This is a genomic window from Aneurinibacillus sp. REN35, assembly GCF_041379945.2.
Classification (GTDB): Bacteria; Bacillota; Bacilli; order Aneurinibacillales; family Aneurinibacillaceae; genus Aneurinibacillus.
This window is the reverse complement of the sequence record NZ_JBFTXJ020000003.1, coordinates 60374-76156: the sequence shown is the minus strand read 5'-3', so window position 1 is coordinate 76156 and position 15783 is coordinate 60374. Positions and strand designations below refer to the sequence as shown.

At 45.4% G+C, this 15783-nt stretch carries 19 protein-coding genes; 7 read left to right on the top strand and 12 right to left on the bottom strand.

Going from position 1 to position 15783, the window contains the following annotated elements:
• Positions 1-53: 53 nt before the first annotated feature.
• Positions 54-488, bottom strand: a complete 435-nt coding sequence (gene phaQ, locus AB3351_RS06670; RefSeq protein ID WP_371146354.1) for a poly-beta-hydroxybutyrate-responsive repressor — start codon at positions 486-488, stop codon at positions 54-56.
• Positions 489-819: 331 nt separating this feature from the next.
• Between phaQ and phaR the strand changes: the two genes are divergently transcribed.
• From phaR to phaC, 3 genes are all read left to right on the top strand, one after another.
• Positions 820-1329 carry a polyhydroxyalkanoic acid synthase subunit PhaR gene (gene phaR / locus AB3351_RS06665; protein WP_371146353.1) on the top strand — a complete coding sequence of 170 codons (510 nt, stop codon included), beginning with the start codon at positions 820-822 and terminating at the stop codon, positions 1327-1329.
• Positions 1330-1407: 78 nt separating this feature from the next.
• Complete coding sequence (phbB, locus tag AB3351_RS06660; protein ID WP_371146352.1) at positions 1408-2151, top strand: acetoacetyl-CoA reductase; 744 nt, start codon at positions 1408-1410, stop codon at positions 2149-2151.
• A 97-nt stretch (positions 2152-2248) separates the two neighbouring features.
• On the top strand, positions 2249-3337 hold the full coding sequence (phaC, locus tag AB3351_RS06655; protein WP_371146351.1) for a class III poly(R)-hydroxyalkanoic acid synthase subunit PhaC: 1089 nt from the start codon (positions 2249-2251) through the stop codon (positions 3335-3337).
• Positions 3338-3400: 63 nt separating this feature from the next.
• Here the strand turns inward: phaC and thiI are convergent, their stop codons facing one another.
• Together thiI and AB3351_RS06645 are read right to left on the bottom strand one after the other, a co-directional pair.
• Positions 3401-4606, bottom strand: coding sequence for a tRNA uracil 4-sulfurtransferase ThiI (gene thiI, locus AB3351_RS06650; RefSeq protein WP_371146350.1), 1206 nt, complete (start codon positions 4604-4606; stop codon positions 3401-3403).
• Positions 4607-4611: 5 nt separating this feature from the next.
• Positions 4612-5766 carry a cysteine desulfurase family protein gene (locus AB3351_RS06645; RefSeq protein ID WP_371146349.1) on the bottom strand — a complete coding sequence of 385 codons (1155 nt, stop codon included), beginning with the start codon at positions 5764-5766 and terminating at the stop codon, positions 4612-4614.
• A 322-nt stretch (positions 5767-6088) separates the two neighbouring features.
• Between AB3351_RS06645 and AB3351_RS06640 the strand changes: the two genes are divergently transcribed.
• Positions 6089-6241: a hypothetical protein gene (locus AB3351_RS06640; RefSeq protein ID WP_371146348.1), complete on the top strand. Its 153-nt coding sequence runs from the start codon at positions 6089-6091 to the stop codon at positions 6239-6241.
• A gap of 84 nt (positions 6242-6325) precedes the next feature.
• Here the strand turns inward: AB3351_RS06640 and AB3351_RS06635 are convergent, their stop codons facing one another.
• From AB3351_RS06635 to AB3351_RS06625, 3 genes are all read right to left on the bottom strand, one after another.
• Positions 6326-7432 carry a site-2 protease family protein gene (locus AB3351_RS06635; protein ID WP_371146347.1) on the bottom strand — a complete coding sequence of 369 codons (1107 nt, stop codon included), beginning with the start codon at positions 7430-7432 and terminating at the stop codon, positions 6326-6328.
• Positions 7433-7508: 76 nt separating this feature from the next.
• Positions 7509-7820: an AzlD domain-containing protein gene (locus AB3351_RS06630; protein WP_371146346.1), complete on the bottom strand. Its 312-nt coding sequence runs from the start codon at positions 7818-7820 to the stop codon at positions 7509-7511.
• Entirely contained in the window at positions 7817-8578 is a 762-nt protein-coding gene (locus tag AB3351_RS06625) for an AzlC family ABC transporter permease (protein WP_371146345.1), read from the bottom strand. Before AB3351_RS06625 ends, AB3351_RS06630 begins: the two co-directional genes overlap by 4 nt.
• A 79-nt stretch (positions 8579-8657) precedes the next feature.
• On the opposite strand from AB3351_RS06625, the gene AB3351_RS06620 reads away from it, so the two are divergent.
• Entirely contained in the window at positions 8658-9212 is a 555-nt protein-coding gene (locus tag AB3351_RS06620) for a helix-turn-helix domain-containing protein (RefSeq protein WP_371146344.1), read from the top strand.
• A gap of 40 nt (positions 9213-9252) precedes the next feature.
• Here the strand turns inward: AB3351_RS06620 and AB3351_RS06615 are convergent, their stop codons facing one another.
• From AB3351_RS06615 to fabG, 4 genes are all read right to left on the bottom strand, one after another.
• Entirely contained in the window at positions 9253-9603 is a 351-nt protein-coding gene (locus AB3351_RS06615; RefSeq protein WP_371146343.1) for a DUF4190 domain-containing protein, read from the bottom strand.
• A gap of 41 nt (positions 9604-9644) precedes the next feature.
• Complete coding sequence (locus AB3351_RS06610) at positions 9645-9863, bottom strand: DUF1540 domain-containing protein (RefSeq protein ID WP_371146342.1); 219 nt, start codon at positions 9861-9863, stop codon at positions 9645-9647.
• Between the two features lie 133 nt (positions 9864-9996).
• Positions 9997-11211, bottom strand: a complete 1215-nt coding sequence (locus tag AB3351_RS06605; RefSeq protein WP_371146341.1) for a M20 metallopeptidase family protein — start codon at positions 11209-11211, stop codon at positions 9997-9999.
• Between the two features lie 72 nt (positions 11212-11283).
• Positions 11284-12024: a 3-oxoacyl-ACP reductase FabG gene (gene fabG / locus AB3351_RS06600; protein ID WP_371146340.1), complete on the bottom strand. Its 741-nt coding sequence runs from the start codon at positions 12022-12024 to the stop codon at positions 11284-11286.
• 152 nt (positions 12025-12176) lie between these two features.
• Between fabG and AB3351_RS06595 the strand changes: the two genes are divergently transcribed.
• Positions 12177-12965 (top strand): SDR family oxidoreductase, encoded by a 789-nt coding sequence (locus tag AB3351_RS06595; protein WP_371146339.1) that lies wholly within the window; start codon positions 12177-12179, stop codon positions 12963-12965.
• Positions 12966-13053: 88 nt separating this feature from the next.
• Complete coding sequence (locus AB3351_RS06590) at positions 13054-13254, top strand: DUF378 domain-containing protein (protein ID WP_371146338.1); 201 nt, start codon at positions 13054-13056, stop codon at positions 13252-13254.
• A 71-nt stretch (positions 13255-13325) separates the two neighbouring features.
• Here AB3351_RS06590 and AB3351_RS06585 read toward each other — a convergent pair whose 3' ends face one another.
• Positions 13326-13478 carry a hypothetical protein gene (locus AB3351_RS06585; RefSeq protein ID WP_371146337.1) on the bottom strand — a complete coding sequence of 51 codons (153 nt, stop codon included), beginning with the start codon at positions 13476-13478 and terminating at the stop codon, positions 13326-13328.
• Between the two features lie 444 nt (positions 13479-13922).
• Positions 13923-15497, bottom strand: coding sequence for a Vga family ABC-F type ribosomal protection protein (locus AB3351_RS06580; RefSeq protein ID WP_371146833.1), 1575 nt, complete (start codon positions 15495-15497; stop codon positions 13923-13925).
• Between the last annotated feature and the right edge of the window lie 286 nt (positions 15498-15783).

Below are 15783 nucleotides of genomic sequence, written 5' to 3'. Positions count from 1 at the left end.
AAAGAATAATGTATATGGTAAGTGCAGCATGCTGCAGTACCGCCGACAAACTATTATTTTTCTTCCTTGCGATCCGTCTCTGACCTATCCGGTGGTGTTGGGGGCATAAAGAACCCTGTATACATCGTAAAGAAACGATCAAGCATCGATTGATATTGCTCAAGCGAAGAGGCCCACGAATTCAAGTATTGCTCCCCGGCGTCCGTCAGCGAATAAATTCGCTTGGCAGGTCCGCCTGCCGAAGTATCCCATTCTGACTTCACCATATTATCTTTCTCCAACTGTCGCAGCGTTCGGTATACATTTCCTTGGTCAATGGATGGAAATCCGAATTTGATTAATTGCTGAATCAATTCATAACCGTGCACGTTCCAGCCACGCAGGCTAAGCAAAAGAAACGGTACCATCAAATTTTTGGGCGCACCGCCCATTGTCTTGTCATCTTTCTGCTGGGCGCCCATGCGAGATTTATCATCACTCGCAGACATGTGCATCACCTACAAATCTGTTAATATCTCTTATGTGTAATTTACACCTACAGAAAGATTTTGTCAAACATTTCCTTAGAAATTTTTTGTATGCAATTTGAAACTTATTACCCATGACATTTCTTTGTCTATAGATAACAAGTTGCCAATCCCTTCCGTTCACTAATTCTTCACAGATTTTTAAGAAAAATATCGTAATTTATCGAATCTTTTTATTTGAGTTTCGACGTAGGGTTCAATATACTTTTACATGAAATACCTTTTTCATACATAATTTTCATTGCTGTGCATAATTATGGTAAGGTGGAAAAAAGGGAGAGGAGATGTATTCGTGAGCAAACAAAACCCGTTTGATCCGTTTGCAATGTGGAAAGACCTATACGACAAAACAGAATCTCAATGGAGCAAGACCTTTGACGAGTCAATGAGAAAAGAAGATTTCTCAGAATGGATGGGCCAGTTCTTAAATCTATATCTGCAGTACCAGAACATGGTGAAGCAATCAACAGAGAACTATCTGGCACAGGCAAATATGCCTTCTCGTGCTGATCTATCCAACCTGGCTTCCCTTCTCGTTAATCTCGAAGCTAAAGTTGACAATTTAGAAGAAATGATTGAAGAAGATTTATCGCACCAGATCAGCAGCCTGAATGTCAGCCGCGAAATGAACCGCCTTAAAACCGACATGAAATCCATAGATAAAAAACTCGATCAGCTTATGACCCTGCTTGAAAAACAGGCGGAGACAAAAGAAGCACCTGTAAAAGAATCATCCGTAAAGGAAGTCGCCGCTACACAAGAAAACGAACAGAAACAAGAAACCGAGCAGAAAAAAGCGTAAGTTTTATCTGTATGTATCTGTATATAATTCATCACTTTCTTAATTAAAATTGATGTCAACTAAGGGGTGTATTTGGTTATGGTGAAATTAAACGGTAGAGTAGCGATTGTAACAGGTGGGTCCCGCGGAATTGGTGCGGCAATTGCCAAGGAGTTAGCTGCCAATGGCATAAAAGTCGTCATCAACTATAACAGCAACAGCGAAGCTGCCGATGCTGTCGTACAAGAGATTGAACAAGCAGGTGGAGAAGCTTTTGCCTCACAAGCCGATGTATCTGATGCGGCACAAGCACGCGTGCTCGTAGAAGAGGCGGTTCGCAAATACGGTGCTCTCGATATCCTTGTCAATAATGCGGGCATTACTCGTGATCGCACTTTCCGCAAAATCACCGAAGACGACTGGAATCAAGTTATTCAAGTGAATCTCTCAAGCGTCTATAATATGACAACGGCTGCCCTCTCCCACATTCAAAATTCCGATGCCGGCCGCATTATTAATATCTCCTCGATCATCGGTCAAGCAGGCGGCTTCGGTCAAACGAATTATTCTGCAGCCAAAGCAGGTATGATCGGCTTTACTAAATCACTCGCACTTGAATTAGCAAAATCAGGCACAACCGTTAATGCAATCTGCCCTGGTTTTATTGATACTGAAATGGTGCAAGCAGTTCCAGATGAGATTCGAGCGCAGATCGTAGCCAAAGTACCGGCGCGGCGTTTCGGTCTTCCTGAAGAAATTGCTCGCGGCGTTCTTTATCTATGCCAAGATGGTGAATATATTACAGGCCAGCAGTTAAATATTAACGGCGGACTTTATATGTAAATACATAGCATGGCTTTATTTACAAATTTTTTCTGCACATCTGCATAATTCTGGTATAGTTAATAGAGAGAATATATAGGTTGGAGGGAAGATGAATATGTCAGCTCCAGTGACGAAAGATTGGGAAGACTTGATCGATTCTATGCCGCAGGAGATGCAACGAACATACCGACGCTTCAAAAAAGCTACAGAAGTGTTAACGACAGAAGCAGAGCCCGAAGTTGGCTTGACACCAAAAGAGGTCATTTGGACAAAAAACAAGACCAAATTGTATCGCTATCAACCTGCCATGCCAAAAAAACACCGTGTGCCGCTCCTTATGGTATACGCGTTGATTAACAAACCATATATTTTGGATCTCTCCCCTGGCAACAGCCTCATCGAGTATCTTGTTAACCGCGGATTCGATGTCTATTTGCTCGACTGGGGTACGCCGGCACTAGAAGACCGGAACATGAAATTAGATGACTACATTATGGATTATATTCCACGTGCTGTTCGTAAAGTCATGAAGACAGCAGGTGCCGATGAAATCTCTGTGCTCGGTTACTGCATGGGTGGTACGATGACATCGATCTTCGCTGCGCTGCATCCGCAGCTGCCAATCCGCAACCTGATTTTCATGACCAGTCCGTTTGATTTTGCTGATGCGGGCTTGTTTACAAACTGGTTGGATGAGAAATACTTCAACCTCGATAAAATGGTTGATACAATGGGGGTAATCCCACCTGAAATGATTGACTTTGGCAATAAAATGCTAAAGCCAATCGTGAACTTCTACGGTCCATATGTTAACCTTGTAGATCGTGCGGAGAATGAAAACTTTGTTAACGGCTGGAAGCTCATGCAGAAGTGGGTCAACGACGGCATTCCTTTCCCTGGTGAAGCGTTCAGACAATGGATTCGTGAATTCTATCAGAACAATAAGCTTCTTAAAGGTGAATTATATATTCGCGGTCGTCAAGTAGACTTGAGTAACATTAAAGCCAACGTATTAAACGTTGCAGCAGAACGTGACCATATCGCTATCCCGCATCAGGTCGAAGCTTTGATGCCGGTGATTTCTAGCAAAGACAAGACTTATGTAGAGATGCCAACAGGGCATGTATCTGTATGCTTCGGCCGCCAAGCAATCAATAAAACCTATCCGACAGTCGGAGATTGGTTGGAGCAGCGCTCCAAATAACATAAGAAAAAGAGCGGAGACCAGCCGCTCTTTTTCTTTGTCTTTTTCTCTATAACAATACTACTAAAAGAAGTCTTGATTCTCTTCTTCCTCAGCCACCGGGTCAATCCAGATGCTTTCCACAGCCGCTACCGCTTCTTCTACCAAGCGTTCCACATCCAGTGCCTGTTCGAATCTCTCCGCGATTTCCGGTTTAGGGCGTGTCACCGGTGATTTCGGCACGAAAACTGTGCAGCAATCCTCGAATGGGAGAATCGAAGTCTCATATGTTTCGATTCTACGCGAGATCGCCATGATCTCCTCTTTATCCATCGCAATAAGCGGACGAAGCATTGGTGTGTTAATAACATGATTAATTGTATACATGCTCTCCATTGTTTGAGATGCCACTTGTCCAAGGCTCTCGCCTGTTGCAATTGCCAATGCTCCATGTTTTTGTGCCAATCGCTCAGTAATCCGCATCATAAAGCGACGCATAATCGTAATTGTGTAATGCTCCGGGCAGTGCTGACGAATCTGAGTTTGAATCTCTGTGAATGGTACGACATGCAGCTTCATACCTCCACTATATTGAGTCAGGATACGCGCTAAGTCAATTACCTTCTGCTTCGCTCGCTCCGATGTAAACGGATAGCTGTGGAAGTGCACACCTTCGATACGCACGCCGCGCTTCATTGTCATCCAACCAGCCACGGGGCTATCGATTCCTCCGGACAGCATTAACATCGCCTTTCCGCTGCTGCCTGTCGGCAAGCCTCCCATGCCGGGAATCGTCCGGCATGAAATAAACACACCTTCTACGCGAATCTCTACGTTCACTTCAACATCCGGATTGTGTACATCAACTTTTAGATCCTCAGTATTCCGAAGAATATAGCCGCCTACAAGATGGTTCATCTCCTGAGAACGGTGTGGGAATTGCTTATTTGGACGTTTTGCTCTTACTTTGAATGTGCGCGGGAAAGGCTCTACGTCACGAACCGCTTCGAGCGCCGCCTGCTGAATCGCTTCAAGCTCAAAGGTTTGTAGAAAGCGTGTCGGACTGAAGGAATGAATCCCGAATACTTTCTTTAGCTTTGCTTCTATCTGTTCGTACGGCTCACCGTTTAGAACAAGATACATCCTTCCATATACGCGCTCTACCTTGACATTCGGATGGGCTTTCAGGCTTTTTTTGATGTTGCGCACGAGCTGCGTCTCGAATTCCCCACGATTACGCTTCTTAAGCGCCAACTCGCCGTAACGAATTAGAATATGTTCATATTGCATATCTTCTACACCCTCATTATCTTTGCTAGATTTGGTACAACCTCTTCCACCGCCCGTACGAATGCATCAACCTCGGCTTCTGTATTCTCTGCTGAAAAACTAACACGCAGTGCGCTCTTCGCTCTCTCTTCGTCGATACCTGCGGCAAGCAATACGCGTGATGGCTTATTTGCCTTGGATGAACAAGCCGAACGTGTCGAAATGTAGATCTCTTTCTTTTCTAACGCGTGAAGCACGACCTCTGCCTTTACACCAGGAAATGAAAAATTGGCAATATGAGGAGCCGCACACGCATCATCTTTACCTGGTCCGTTCCATGTACAGTAGGTAAGCCGTGTAAGACCATCAAACAATCGGTCGCGCAATTTTTTCATATGTGAACGATTAGCCTCAAGAGCATCACGTTGCATACGCATTGCTTTTGCCATGCCAACCGCACCAGCTACATTCTCTGTGCCTGCGCGTTGGCCTGCTTCCTGCCCGCCGCCAATAATAAGTGGAGACAGCGTTACCCCTCGACGTACATACAGAAGGCCATTGCCCCGCAGACCATGGAATTTATGTGCTGACAGAGATAGAAGGTCTATCCCCCACTTGCCTGGGGTAAGCGGTATTTTACCGAATGCCTGTACTGCATCTACATGGAAGCAAGTCTTCGGATAATCAGCCAGCACACGTCCAATCTCCTCAATAGGCTGTACCACCCCCAATTCACTGTTCACGTGCATGATCGAAACAAGAATGGTATCATCACGCAGCGCGCGTTTTACGTCTTCTGCGCGCACCTGCCCCTTCTCATCCGTCGGCAGGTATGTAACACAGTATCCCATCGTCTCAAGCTGCTTACACGCCTCATATACAGACGCATGCTCTACACTGCTTGTAATAATGTGATTGCCTCTTGAACGGTATTGAAAAGCGATTCCCTTTAATGCCGCATTGTTGCTCTCTGTTCCACCGGACGTAAATATAACTTCACTGGGCTGGACACCCAGACAATCAGCTGCTACCTTGCGTGCCTGCTCTAAAAGTTGGGCCGCCTTCCCACCAAGATGATGAAGCGAAGAAGGATTGCCAAAATACTGGCTTGCCACATCACTGAACACTTTTACCACATCCGGATGGGGGCGTGTTGTGGCACTGTTATCGAAATAAATCATAGTTTCCCCTTCTTTGTCTTTCAAGTTTCTTTATCATAGTATGACCCGTACTATCGAAAAAAGTTCAACCTTTATCATAGCACATTTGTTTTCGTTTCGAAAATATTCCTGGTTTAATAAAGCAAAATAGAACTTTCTAAAATTTCTATTAATTTGGAAGCGATTACATTTAAAAACCCTATTTACAAATAAAATAGAGACTGTTATTATAGTTTTCAATAAATTAAAAATACATCGACATATAAGCGACTGTGGGGAGCTGATCGCTGTAAAAGTCGAACTATTATTTTTCAGAATATTAAAATAAAAGGAGAGATTAGTTATGACAGTGATGGTAAAGGTAGAGAAACTTCAAAAGATGGAAGCAGAAATCGCACGCTTGCAGCGTGAAATTCGCGCAATGCAAACTGAACCAACGCAAGGATTTGAACATCTAGATACCGATGTATTTCTTACAGAAGTATATAACGGATAAATATAATAGACCAAAGAGAAAGTACACGGAGAGATAGAAAAGACCGACACGCCTGCGCGATCAGGAATGTCGGTCTTTTGTTCATTATCCGGCAAGCGGTACTTGCGGCATCTGAACCGCTGTATATGCCATCAGCAAACCTAATGCAACGGCCAGTCCGAAATACGCCACTCCATAGATCAAGCGCGTACGCGGTGACACTTCATAATACTTGTCGTCACGGATCATTCCTTGTTCTGCCTCATACAGCTCAACCTGCATCTCAAGCGACATCTTTACCTGATCATCCGCTATTTCCGTCTTCACCAACTGAACATCACGCACAAGTCCATGTTCATATACGAATGTCTTTGTCTCTTCCATGCCGGGATAGCCGATTGTCAGCATATCCTGCTTCTTTTCCATATCGCCCACATGTGTAAAGGGAAGGGATCGACGGTGTTCAGCAGCAGGAATAAACATCCCCTTCTCATCAAACATGCGTACCGGAATTAATAAATACGCACGCTCTTTATGCTGAAGCTCACCCGATGCTTTCTTTTTCTTTTTACGTACATACTTATTGTACAGCTCCCAAGCGAATAAGCCCCAGAAGAGCAAGAAGATAATCGCCTTAAGGTATAAGATAACAATCAATCCACCCACAAGCCCAACCACCCAAAGCCAACGGGAAATAGCTGTGACAATGCGCCCGCCATCCAGCGGATGAATGGGAAGCAGATTGATCAAATTTAGGAAAAAGCCAAGCATTGCAATGGCATAAAATACCGGTGAATCCGCCGCCATCCCAATCAATAGCGCCGCTACTGCGCCAAGCGTACCTACTACCGGTCCACCTAATGCAACATAGGCTTCTGTCTCCGCATCCTTTGGCTGCTTTTTCATCGTAATAAGTGCACCTAAAAATGGAATAAATGCCGGGGTGGACACCGGGAGTTTTTTGCGCTTCGCTGCCAATACATGTCCCATCTCATGAATGAACAGCATAAGCACAAGCCCAAGAGCAAATGTCCATGGATAAATTAACATATACGCGCCGATGGACACAACCATCGTCCAGACCGTCGTACCAAACTTGCCCATTTTCAATAGCGGCAGCAAAAATTTCAGCTTACCACCGAAAACTGCAAGGAATCCGAGCAGTCCTCCAAGCGCTCCCCAGTTGCGCTTTTTCTTTTTTGTTTCAGCCAACTATTGCAGCCTCCTTATTCATAGTGCCATCTATGCTATGCTTATACGAAGCATCTGGGAAAAAGTTTCACTCTTTCTACCATATGGTTTGCCACAATAGCACAGTTATAATTCCAGCAAGCACAACAATCATAACATTCAAGCGCAGCCAAGCAAACAACACACACACCAATCCACCGGCCACAGCGGCTGCTATATTATCTTCCCCTGCGGAAGTAAGAATGCCGGGAAAGATTAATGCGCCAAGTGCAGCAAAAGGAATGAATTGAAAGAAGCGCTGCAAAAATGGCGGCAGTTGAAGATTTTGCAGAAGCACCATAGGCAGCATGCGAGGAATATATGTAACAGCTCCCATGCCAAGCACTAACAAAACAAGCGTCATATTCATACCTTAGCCCCCTCCTGTTCATCTTCTGGGAATAGTATAGCACCAAGCGCCGCTGCCGTTACTGTAGCAATGATGATACGCCAGCCTGTGGATAAAGAAACAAAGTACGGTAGCCAGTCTAGTGCGGAGTGAAGCGCCATGGCACAGAGCGCCACTACACAAACGATACGAGATGTGCGCACGGAAGGAACCAAAAGTCCAATAAACATCGCATACAGCGCAATTCCCATGCTTGCCTGCAGCATGGGCGGTAAGCCAGCCGCAAGAAAGACGCCGATCCATGTTCCAATATTCCAGGCCACAAAACCGGTGAGATTTAGCCCGAGAATAAACTCTTTTGTTAATTTTCTTTCTTTTCTAAGCGCAGCCATCGTAAAGCTTTCATCTGTAATCCCAAAAGAAAGCACCGCTCCCCATATGCGCGGCATTGATTCCATACGCTGTGATAGTGCGGCTGACATCAAAAAGTGACGCAAATTCAAAATAAATGTCGTAAGTATAATTTCCCCATAAGCTGTACCTAACGCAAGAAGGTTCACGCCAACGAACTGGCTTGCTCCAGCAAAAACAAATAATGACATAAGTATACTTACATAGTTTGGAATGCCCGATGATTTGGCCAGCAGCCCAAATGCAATGGCAACGGGAATATATCCGATGGCAATCGGAGTCCCAGCACGCATTCCATCAACCCATGTAGATTCATGTGTGTCCGTTCCCTTTTCCTTCGTTTCATGATAAACCGACTCCGCTTTCATTCCCTTTTCCTCCTCGCCTGTTGTATACTATATTGTATTATAAGTGCGTTATAATAAACAACTAATTAGGAGCATACTGATGGAAAAAATACACATAAAAATCGGACGTAACCTTCAGCGCCTGCGAAAAAACCGGGGACTCAGCCTCGATAAAACAGCAGAACTAACCGGGGTCAGCAAAGCAATGCTCGGACAGATCGAGCGCGGAGAATCGAACCCAACCGTGACAACCGTCTGGAAGATCGCTTCAGGTCTCCGTATTTCCTTCTCTTCACTGATTGAAGAAGAAACACCCAGCGTCTCTGTGATTAACTGGGAAGAGCTTACACCCATCACCGAAGACGACGGTCGTTATCAGGTGTACTCACTTTTTCCTTTTGATCAGGAGAAACAATTTGAGATGTATACCGTTCTTCTGGCCCCTACTTGCATACATTATTCAGAAGCACATACGCAAGGAGTGCAAGAGTATATTACGGTAACTGAAGGGACGCTACATCTGACCTTGCAGGGCATCGAGTATACCATTCACGCAGGAAATGCCATCCGATTTGCTGCTGATACGCCACATAAGTATGCCAACCCTACAGATAAGACCACACGACTGCAGTTATTGCTATACTATCCAGCATAAGACAGAGGAGCCGGATAGATATCCGGCTCCTCTGTCTTATTTAATAAAACAAGCGCAGCAGCAGCGTGAGCAATACCGCGACCACGGACAGCCCCATTGCCCAACGTCCGGTTGCGGCTCCCCGTGCAGCTGCAATATATCCAGCTACAAAACCAGAGATCCCGAGTATAATCGGCATCATAAAAAAGGCAAGCAGGGCCATGATTAGCCCAAGAATGCCAAGACCTGCTCCGCCTTCTCTCTCGCGCTCATTCACTTCTTCATATTCCCTGTGGTTCTGTCTTTTCTGAATGACATAACGCCGTGCCGGTACTGGCTTGTATGCTTCCGAAGCGAATTCTTCACGAAACGGAAATGGAATGACCTTGCCCGAACGATTCGGTTTTTTCATACCGATAAATCCCTCGTCTCCATAAAGAATTGTAAGCCGGATTATGCTTTATTTTTTGCCTTAAACGTATGACAGCATGTCTCACTTGAATACGATGCTTTTTCCTTGTCGCTAGTGGATACGCCAATTTCACCAATTTCTTCTTTATAGTTCACATTGGCACGTGGATCAATATCAACCATGATCGCTTCCGCTGCGCAATTGTTCCCCTGGGCGTAATATACACAATTTGATACGCTGCATTTAACTCCTTGCGGCATAAAAAGCCCCCCTTTGATTTGCATAAAGGAGGGCCGCTGCATCAGCGACCGACCCTCCCTTATTACATAGGGTGTACCCGACCACGTGGATGCATTCGTTTATTTTTTTCCAACAAAGAAGCCAGAACTAGGCTCATCCCTCTTGTTCTAGATAGGCAATTGCAATGCCTGCAAGAAGCTTGCTGCCGACCGGAAGCATACTTTCATCAATGGTAAAACGAGGATGGTGATGACCATATTGAGCCTCGCTTCCACCAATTCCAAGGAAGAAATATGCACCTGGTACACGCTGTAAATAATAAGAGAAGTCTTCCCCTGCCATACTTGGCACGGCAGGACGTACCTTTGTCTCTCCCATTATCGTGTGTGCAACCTGCTCTACGATTGCATTCATACGCGGATCATTGATGACGGACGGATCGCCCTTTACATACTCACAAGAGGCTTCCGCTCCGAACGAGGCACACACACCGTTCGCCAACCGCTCAAGCAAGCCCGGAATCACAGCCTGGACATCGGGATGAAAATAACGGACAGTCCCTTCAAGACAAGCCGTATCTGGAATGATGTTATACGTATCGCCGGCATGAATTTGTCCTACGCTAATGACGGCTGGGTAGATGGGGTCCAAGGAACGACTAACCACTGTCTGCATCTGTGTAACCAAATGCGATGCGATCACAATCGGATCCACTGTCAGGTGTGGCATGGAACCATGACCGCCTTTTCCTTGAATTTTTATTGAAAATGAATCGGAGCCGGCCATGATAGGACCTGCACACGCTTCTACAACACCAAGGTTTGTATTTTGCCATAAATGCAGCCCAAATATGGCATCAACATCCTCAAGCACACCGGCTGCTACAAGCTCGGAAGCTCCCCCTGGTACTACCTCCTCGGCATGCTGGAAGATCAGCTTAATGCGCCCAGAAAACACCGCATCGGCCTCAAGCAATGCGCGGGCTGCCCCCAACAGAATGGCCGTATGACCATCATGCCCACAAGCATGCATCACACCTGGGTGCTGCGATGCAAATGGTAAGTCCGTCTCTTCCTGAATGGGTAAGGCATCTATATCAGCACGCAGCGCGACCGTTCTGCCAGGTTTGCTGCCTTCGATATAGGCGACAACATCCTTACCTGTATACGATTGTGTAAGCAATCCCATATTCTCTAACTGCTCGCGGATATAAGATGCTGTTTTCGTTTCCTTATGCGACACTTCCGGGTATTGGTGGAGGTAGCGTCGCACGTCTACCGTCCATGCCGTATACTTATCTACGGCACGATGTATATCTGTTTGCTTGTCCGCATACGTACGCGCAGCGCCTGCTAACTTGCTGTTCATGTAAAAAATCCCCTCCACCTCATTGGTAATATACTAATAGTAGAAGATGAAGAGGATTTTGAAAAGGGGCAATTATAAAGTAAGCCCCCCGTCGACCGACAGAACCGCTCCGTTAATATAGGAAGAATATGGTGAAGCAAGGAAGAGATAAGCACGCGCAATATCTTCCGCTTCACCTAACCTCTGTACTGGAACTTTACGACGCATCATGTCGAGAACTTTTTCTGGTACATTATCAAGCATCGGTGTACGAATATAACCTGGCGCCACTGCATTTACGGTAATGCCTTTGCCGCCAAGCTCTTTGGCCCATGTCTTCGTTAGACCTATCACGCCCGCCTTTGTGGCCGCATAATTCGTCTGTCCGATGTTTCCATATAAGCCCACAACAGAAGACGTATTGATAATTCGACCGTAGCCATTTGCTAGCATTAACGGAACCGCAGCTTTCGTGCATAGGTAGACACCCGTAAGATTAATCTCGATGACTTGATCCCATTTTTCTTTCGGCATTTTATGCAGCATACCATCACGCGTAATGCCTGCATTGTTAATCAGTATATCGAGCCTTCCTTCTTGCTTTGTTACTTGTGACAGCAATGCCTGCACAGAAGCTTCATCACCTACATGGACCTCGATGAATTCCGCACGTCCTCCCGCTTCTCTTAGCCCAGATACCGCATGCTGCCCCTGTTCTTCGTTAATATCAGCAATGATTACATGTGCGCCGCGTTCACACAATAACTGTGCCGCTTTCTTCCCCAGTCCGCTTGCGCCCCCGGTTATCAAGGCTACCTGCTTTTCGAATTCCATTCGAATCCCTCCCCTGGAGATGTTCTTCGTATAGTGTATTCGCCTAGAAGCGAAATGTTACATATACTGTAAAATGTCTGATACTGGATTTTTTCACATAGAGGCAGGGATTGTCTCTCCCATGTCAAACCTATGGAAAAGGAGGTGGATGAATGGCATCCTTAGAAAATAAAATCATCGTGATTACAGGCGCCTCAAGCGGTATTGGTCGTGCAACTGCACAGCTTGCGGCCAGAAGCGGAGCTACCCCGGTGCTGCTTGCTCGTTCTACAGAGGCACTGCGTACGCTTGCAGAAGAATTGAAAAGATACGCGCCTAAAACAAGCTTTTATGCAGTAGATATAACGGACGAGCAGCAGATTATGGATACGACAACCGCAATCATCGCACAATACGGCCAGATCGACATCTGGATTAACAATGCTGGGTATGGAGTATTCTTACCGTTCAGCGACACTTCGCCCGAAGATATTGAAGGTATGATGAATGTAAATTATTTTGGCGTGGTGCGCTGTATACGAGCTGTGCTTCCTCATATGCTCACTCAAAGAAACGGGCAGATTGTTACCGTTGCTTCTGTTGCAGGCAAGCTCGCCACACCAAAATCAAGTGGATATGCGGCCAGCAAATTTGCCGTAATCGGATTCATGCAAAGTCTACGTGAAGAATTAAAAGGCAGCGGCATATCCGTCTCGACCATAAACCCCGGGCCTGTGCGAACACCTTTTTTTCAGCGGGCAGATCCAAGCGGAAGCTATCAGCGTAGTGTTGAACGCTTTATGGTTACCCCGGAATCAGTTGCCGAAGCATTGCTTCGTATATGCCGCACCAGAGAAGCAGAAGTTACCATTCCACGATACATGAATTTTGGGGTAGTTCTATCCCATGCTTTTCCCCGTTTTTTTGATTGGATGATCAGGCCTCGCTTGAATAAGAAATAACAGGCTAATACAAGCTGTCTCCTTTCTGATTATCTCGTATAAAAATGGACATAATGAGGGTACAGGTACAGAAAGGAGATGAAGAAATATGGATCGCTTAGCCCTTATTCTTGTTATCATCGGTGCTATCAACTGGCTTTTGGTTGGATTGTTCCAATGGGATCTTGTGGCCGCACTGTTCAACGGGGAAGGATCTTTCTTAAGCCGCATCGTATATTCTTTGGTCGGTTTAGCAGGACTTTACTGCATCAGCCTGTTGTTCCGCGAGCGCCGCACCGTCTCCGAATAAAAACAACACGTAAAAAAGCACCGGAGCTATCCGGTGCTTTGACACTTTTATGAGAAAAAATCTTGCCTGGATTAAGAATTTCTTCGAGGTCCAGCACTGTCCTCTATAAATTCTTTCCAAATAGGCTTATTTAGTTCACTTTCCAATTCATCGAGTGTTTGCTTAAGCTGCATTTCTCGGCTCTGATCGTAGAGAATTTCCGTTTTCTCAGGGTATTTATTCATGCAAATTTCACTCCTTAATGCCATTGTACCCAGTTACAAGTAGAATGAAACAATATAAAATAAAAATTTTTTCTTTATTTATATGCTCACCTCGCATAAACGGACTTTTTAGACCGAGTCTTTAGAACCTATATCTATTTATTCTATTTCATATACATAGATCAAATGAGCGAGACTTGCCCATTGCTGTGTAAACCTCTTAAAAAATGGGGTAATAAGAATATAAATGATAAAGGCTAGCACGTGGCATATGCCCTACTGTATACGCTAGCAAAGGAAATGGAGAGGATGTTGCGATATGAAATCCGAAAAAAAGAAACGGTTCTTTCAAAAAGCTTGGTTCTGGATTTTTATATTTATTGTTACTGTATGGCTTATTGTCCGCGAGATATCTCAACCAACCATGTAAACAAAAGGACCCGCTACAGCGAGCGGGTCCTTTTGTTATGTGGTATTCTCCAACCTTCGCTTCTCCTGTAGAAGCTTCTGAAACTCCCTCTCCAGTTCTTCCGAAGGCTCTAAGCTAAGCTTGCTCAGCACTTCCGAGAGCTTTGTTTCAATTACCAACCGTTGGTCTTCTGTTGTATCCCGGCTTTGTGCTTGCACCTGCCGCTTATATTCTGCAAACGTTCCTTCAAATACCTCAATCTTCTTCTCATCAATCGCAAGAATTCTTGTGGCGACATTCTCGATAAACTGCCGGTCATGGGACACAAATATCACGGTACCTTCGTATTCGATCAATAACGATTCCAGCGCTTCCACCGCTTCCGTATCAAGAAAATTCGTCGGCTCATCGAGAATGAGCGTATTAATATCAGAGACAAACAACTTTGCCAAAGCAACCTTTACCCTCTCGCCTCCACTCAAAACACCGACAGGCTTATGCACATCGTCCCGAAAGAATCGCAGCCTTGCAAGTACCGTCCGGATCAGGGTCTCATCCTGCTTTGAGGTGACGCTTACATTTTCTAGCACTGTCCGCTGGCTGTCCAATATGCTTAAATTCTGGCTGAAATAGCCGATTTTCATGGAAGGAGAGAGAGTAATTCCCTCCTTTTGGTGGATCATCTTCTTTATCAGTGTCGTTTTTCCGCTGCCGTTCGGCCCAATGATCGCCACCTTATCCCCACCCCGGATGTGAAAGCTTGCCGGCTCCCAAAGAACACGGCGTCCGATCATCCCCGGCACCTCGACCGCCCGCACAATGGTCCGTCCTTTAAAAACGGCTTCGTTCGGCAGATTCATTTTAATCGGAGTCGCTTCCTTTACCTTCTCTACCTTCTCCAGTTTGTCTATGCGCGTTTCCATCGCTTTAACCGTCTGCTGAAGCTTCTTCTGCTTCTTCGCAAAATACGGCTTCGCTCCGGTAATTTTTGCTTCAGACGGACTAACTGATTTTGGCGCTTTCGTTGCTCTGTTTGCTTTCTTCTCTTTTAGTTTTGCGGCTTCTTCAAGCTGTTTCTTCTTTTTTTCGTATTTCTCATAGGCGATCTCCTGCTGGCGCTTCTGCTCCTCCTTTTGCTTGACATAATCGGAATAGTTCCCTTTATAAATAGACAGCCTTCCTTCATCGATCTCCCATATTGTCGTACAGAGCGCATCCAGAAAAGCGCGGTCATGAGAAACAATTACCAAAGCGCCCTTCCACACCGAGAGTTTCTTCTCCACCCATTCAATATGGGTGGTATCCAGGTTCGTCGTCGGCTCATCCGCAAAAAGAATGGCTGGATTCTTCGTAAATACTTCATTAATATATTCTTGAGTTACCTCGCCACCGCTTTTGACGCTATCCTGGTGCTTTAATTGCGGCAGCAATTCGCTCGTGGCACGAATCGTGACAACCCCTTCTTCAGGTTCTGTCTTTCCTGCTAATACCTGCAGTAAACTCGTCTTGCCGCTTCCGTTTCTCCCGACAAGACCAATTCGATCATTCTTATAAATGCCAAGCATTCGCACATCTACTAGTAAGCGGTCTTGGACAGAGATTTTCACATCGTTCGCTTCCAATAACATCAAATCAATCATCTCCATTCTTCCTGATCTGGAGACAAAAAAATGCCTCCTATTCGCATTCAAAATAGGAGGCATAGGTGTACACAGAAAGAGAGACCGCTCCCTTTCGGCCCAACCACAATAATCCAATCCTATTTTGAAAACTCCGATTGAAGACAGACGGAATAAGAGCAATAACATACTCTCTTACCAATGCCTTCAATTGAAAGGTTCTCGAAAAATAGGATTAGTACTTCATGTAATTGGGTCACCCTTCCGCGTTTTAGTTACCCTAAACATAAACGATCTG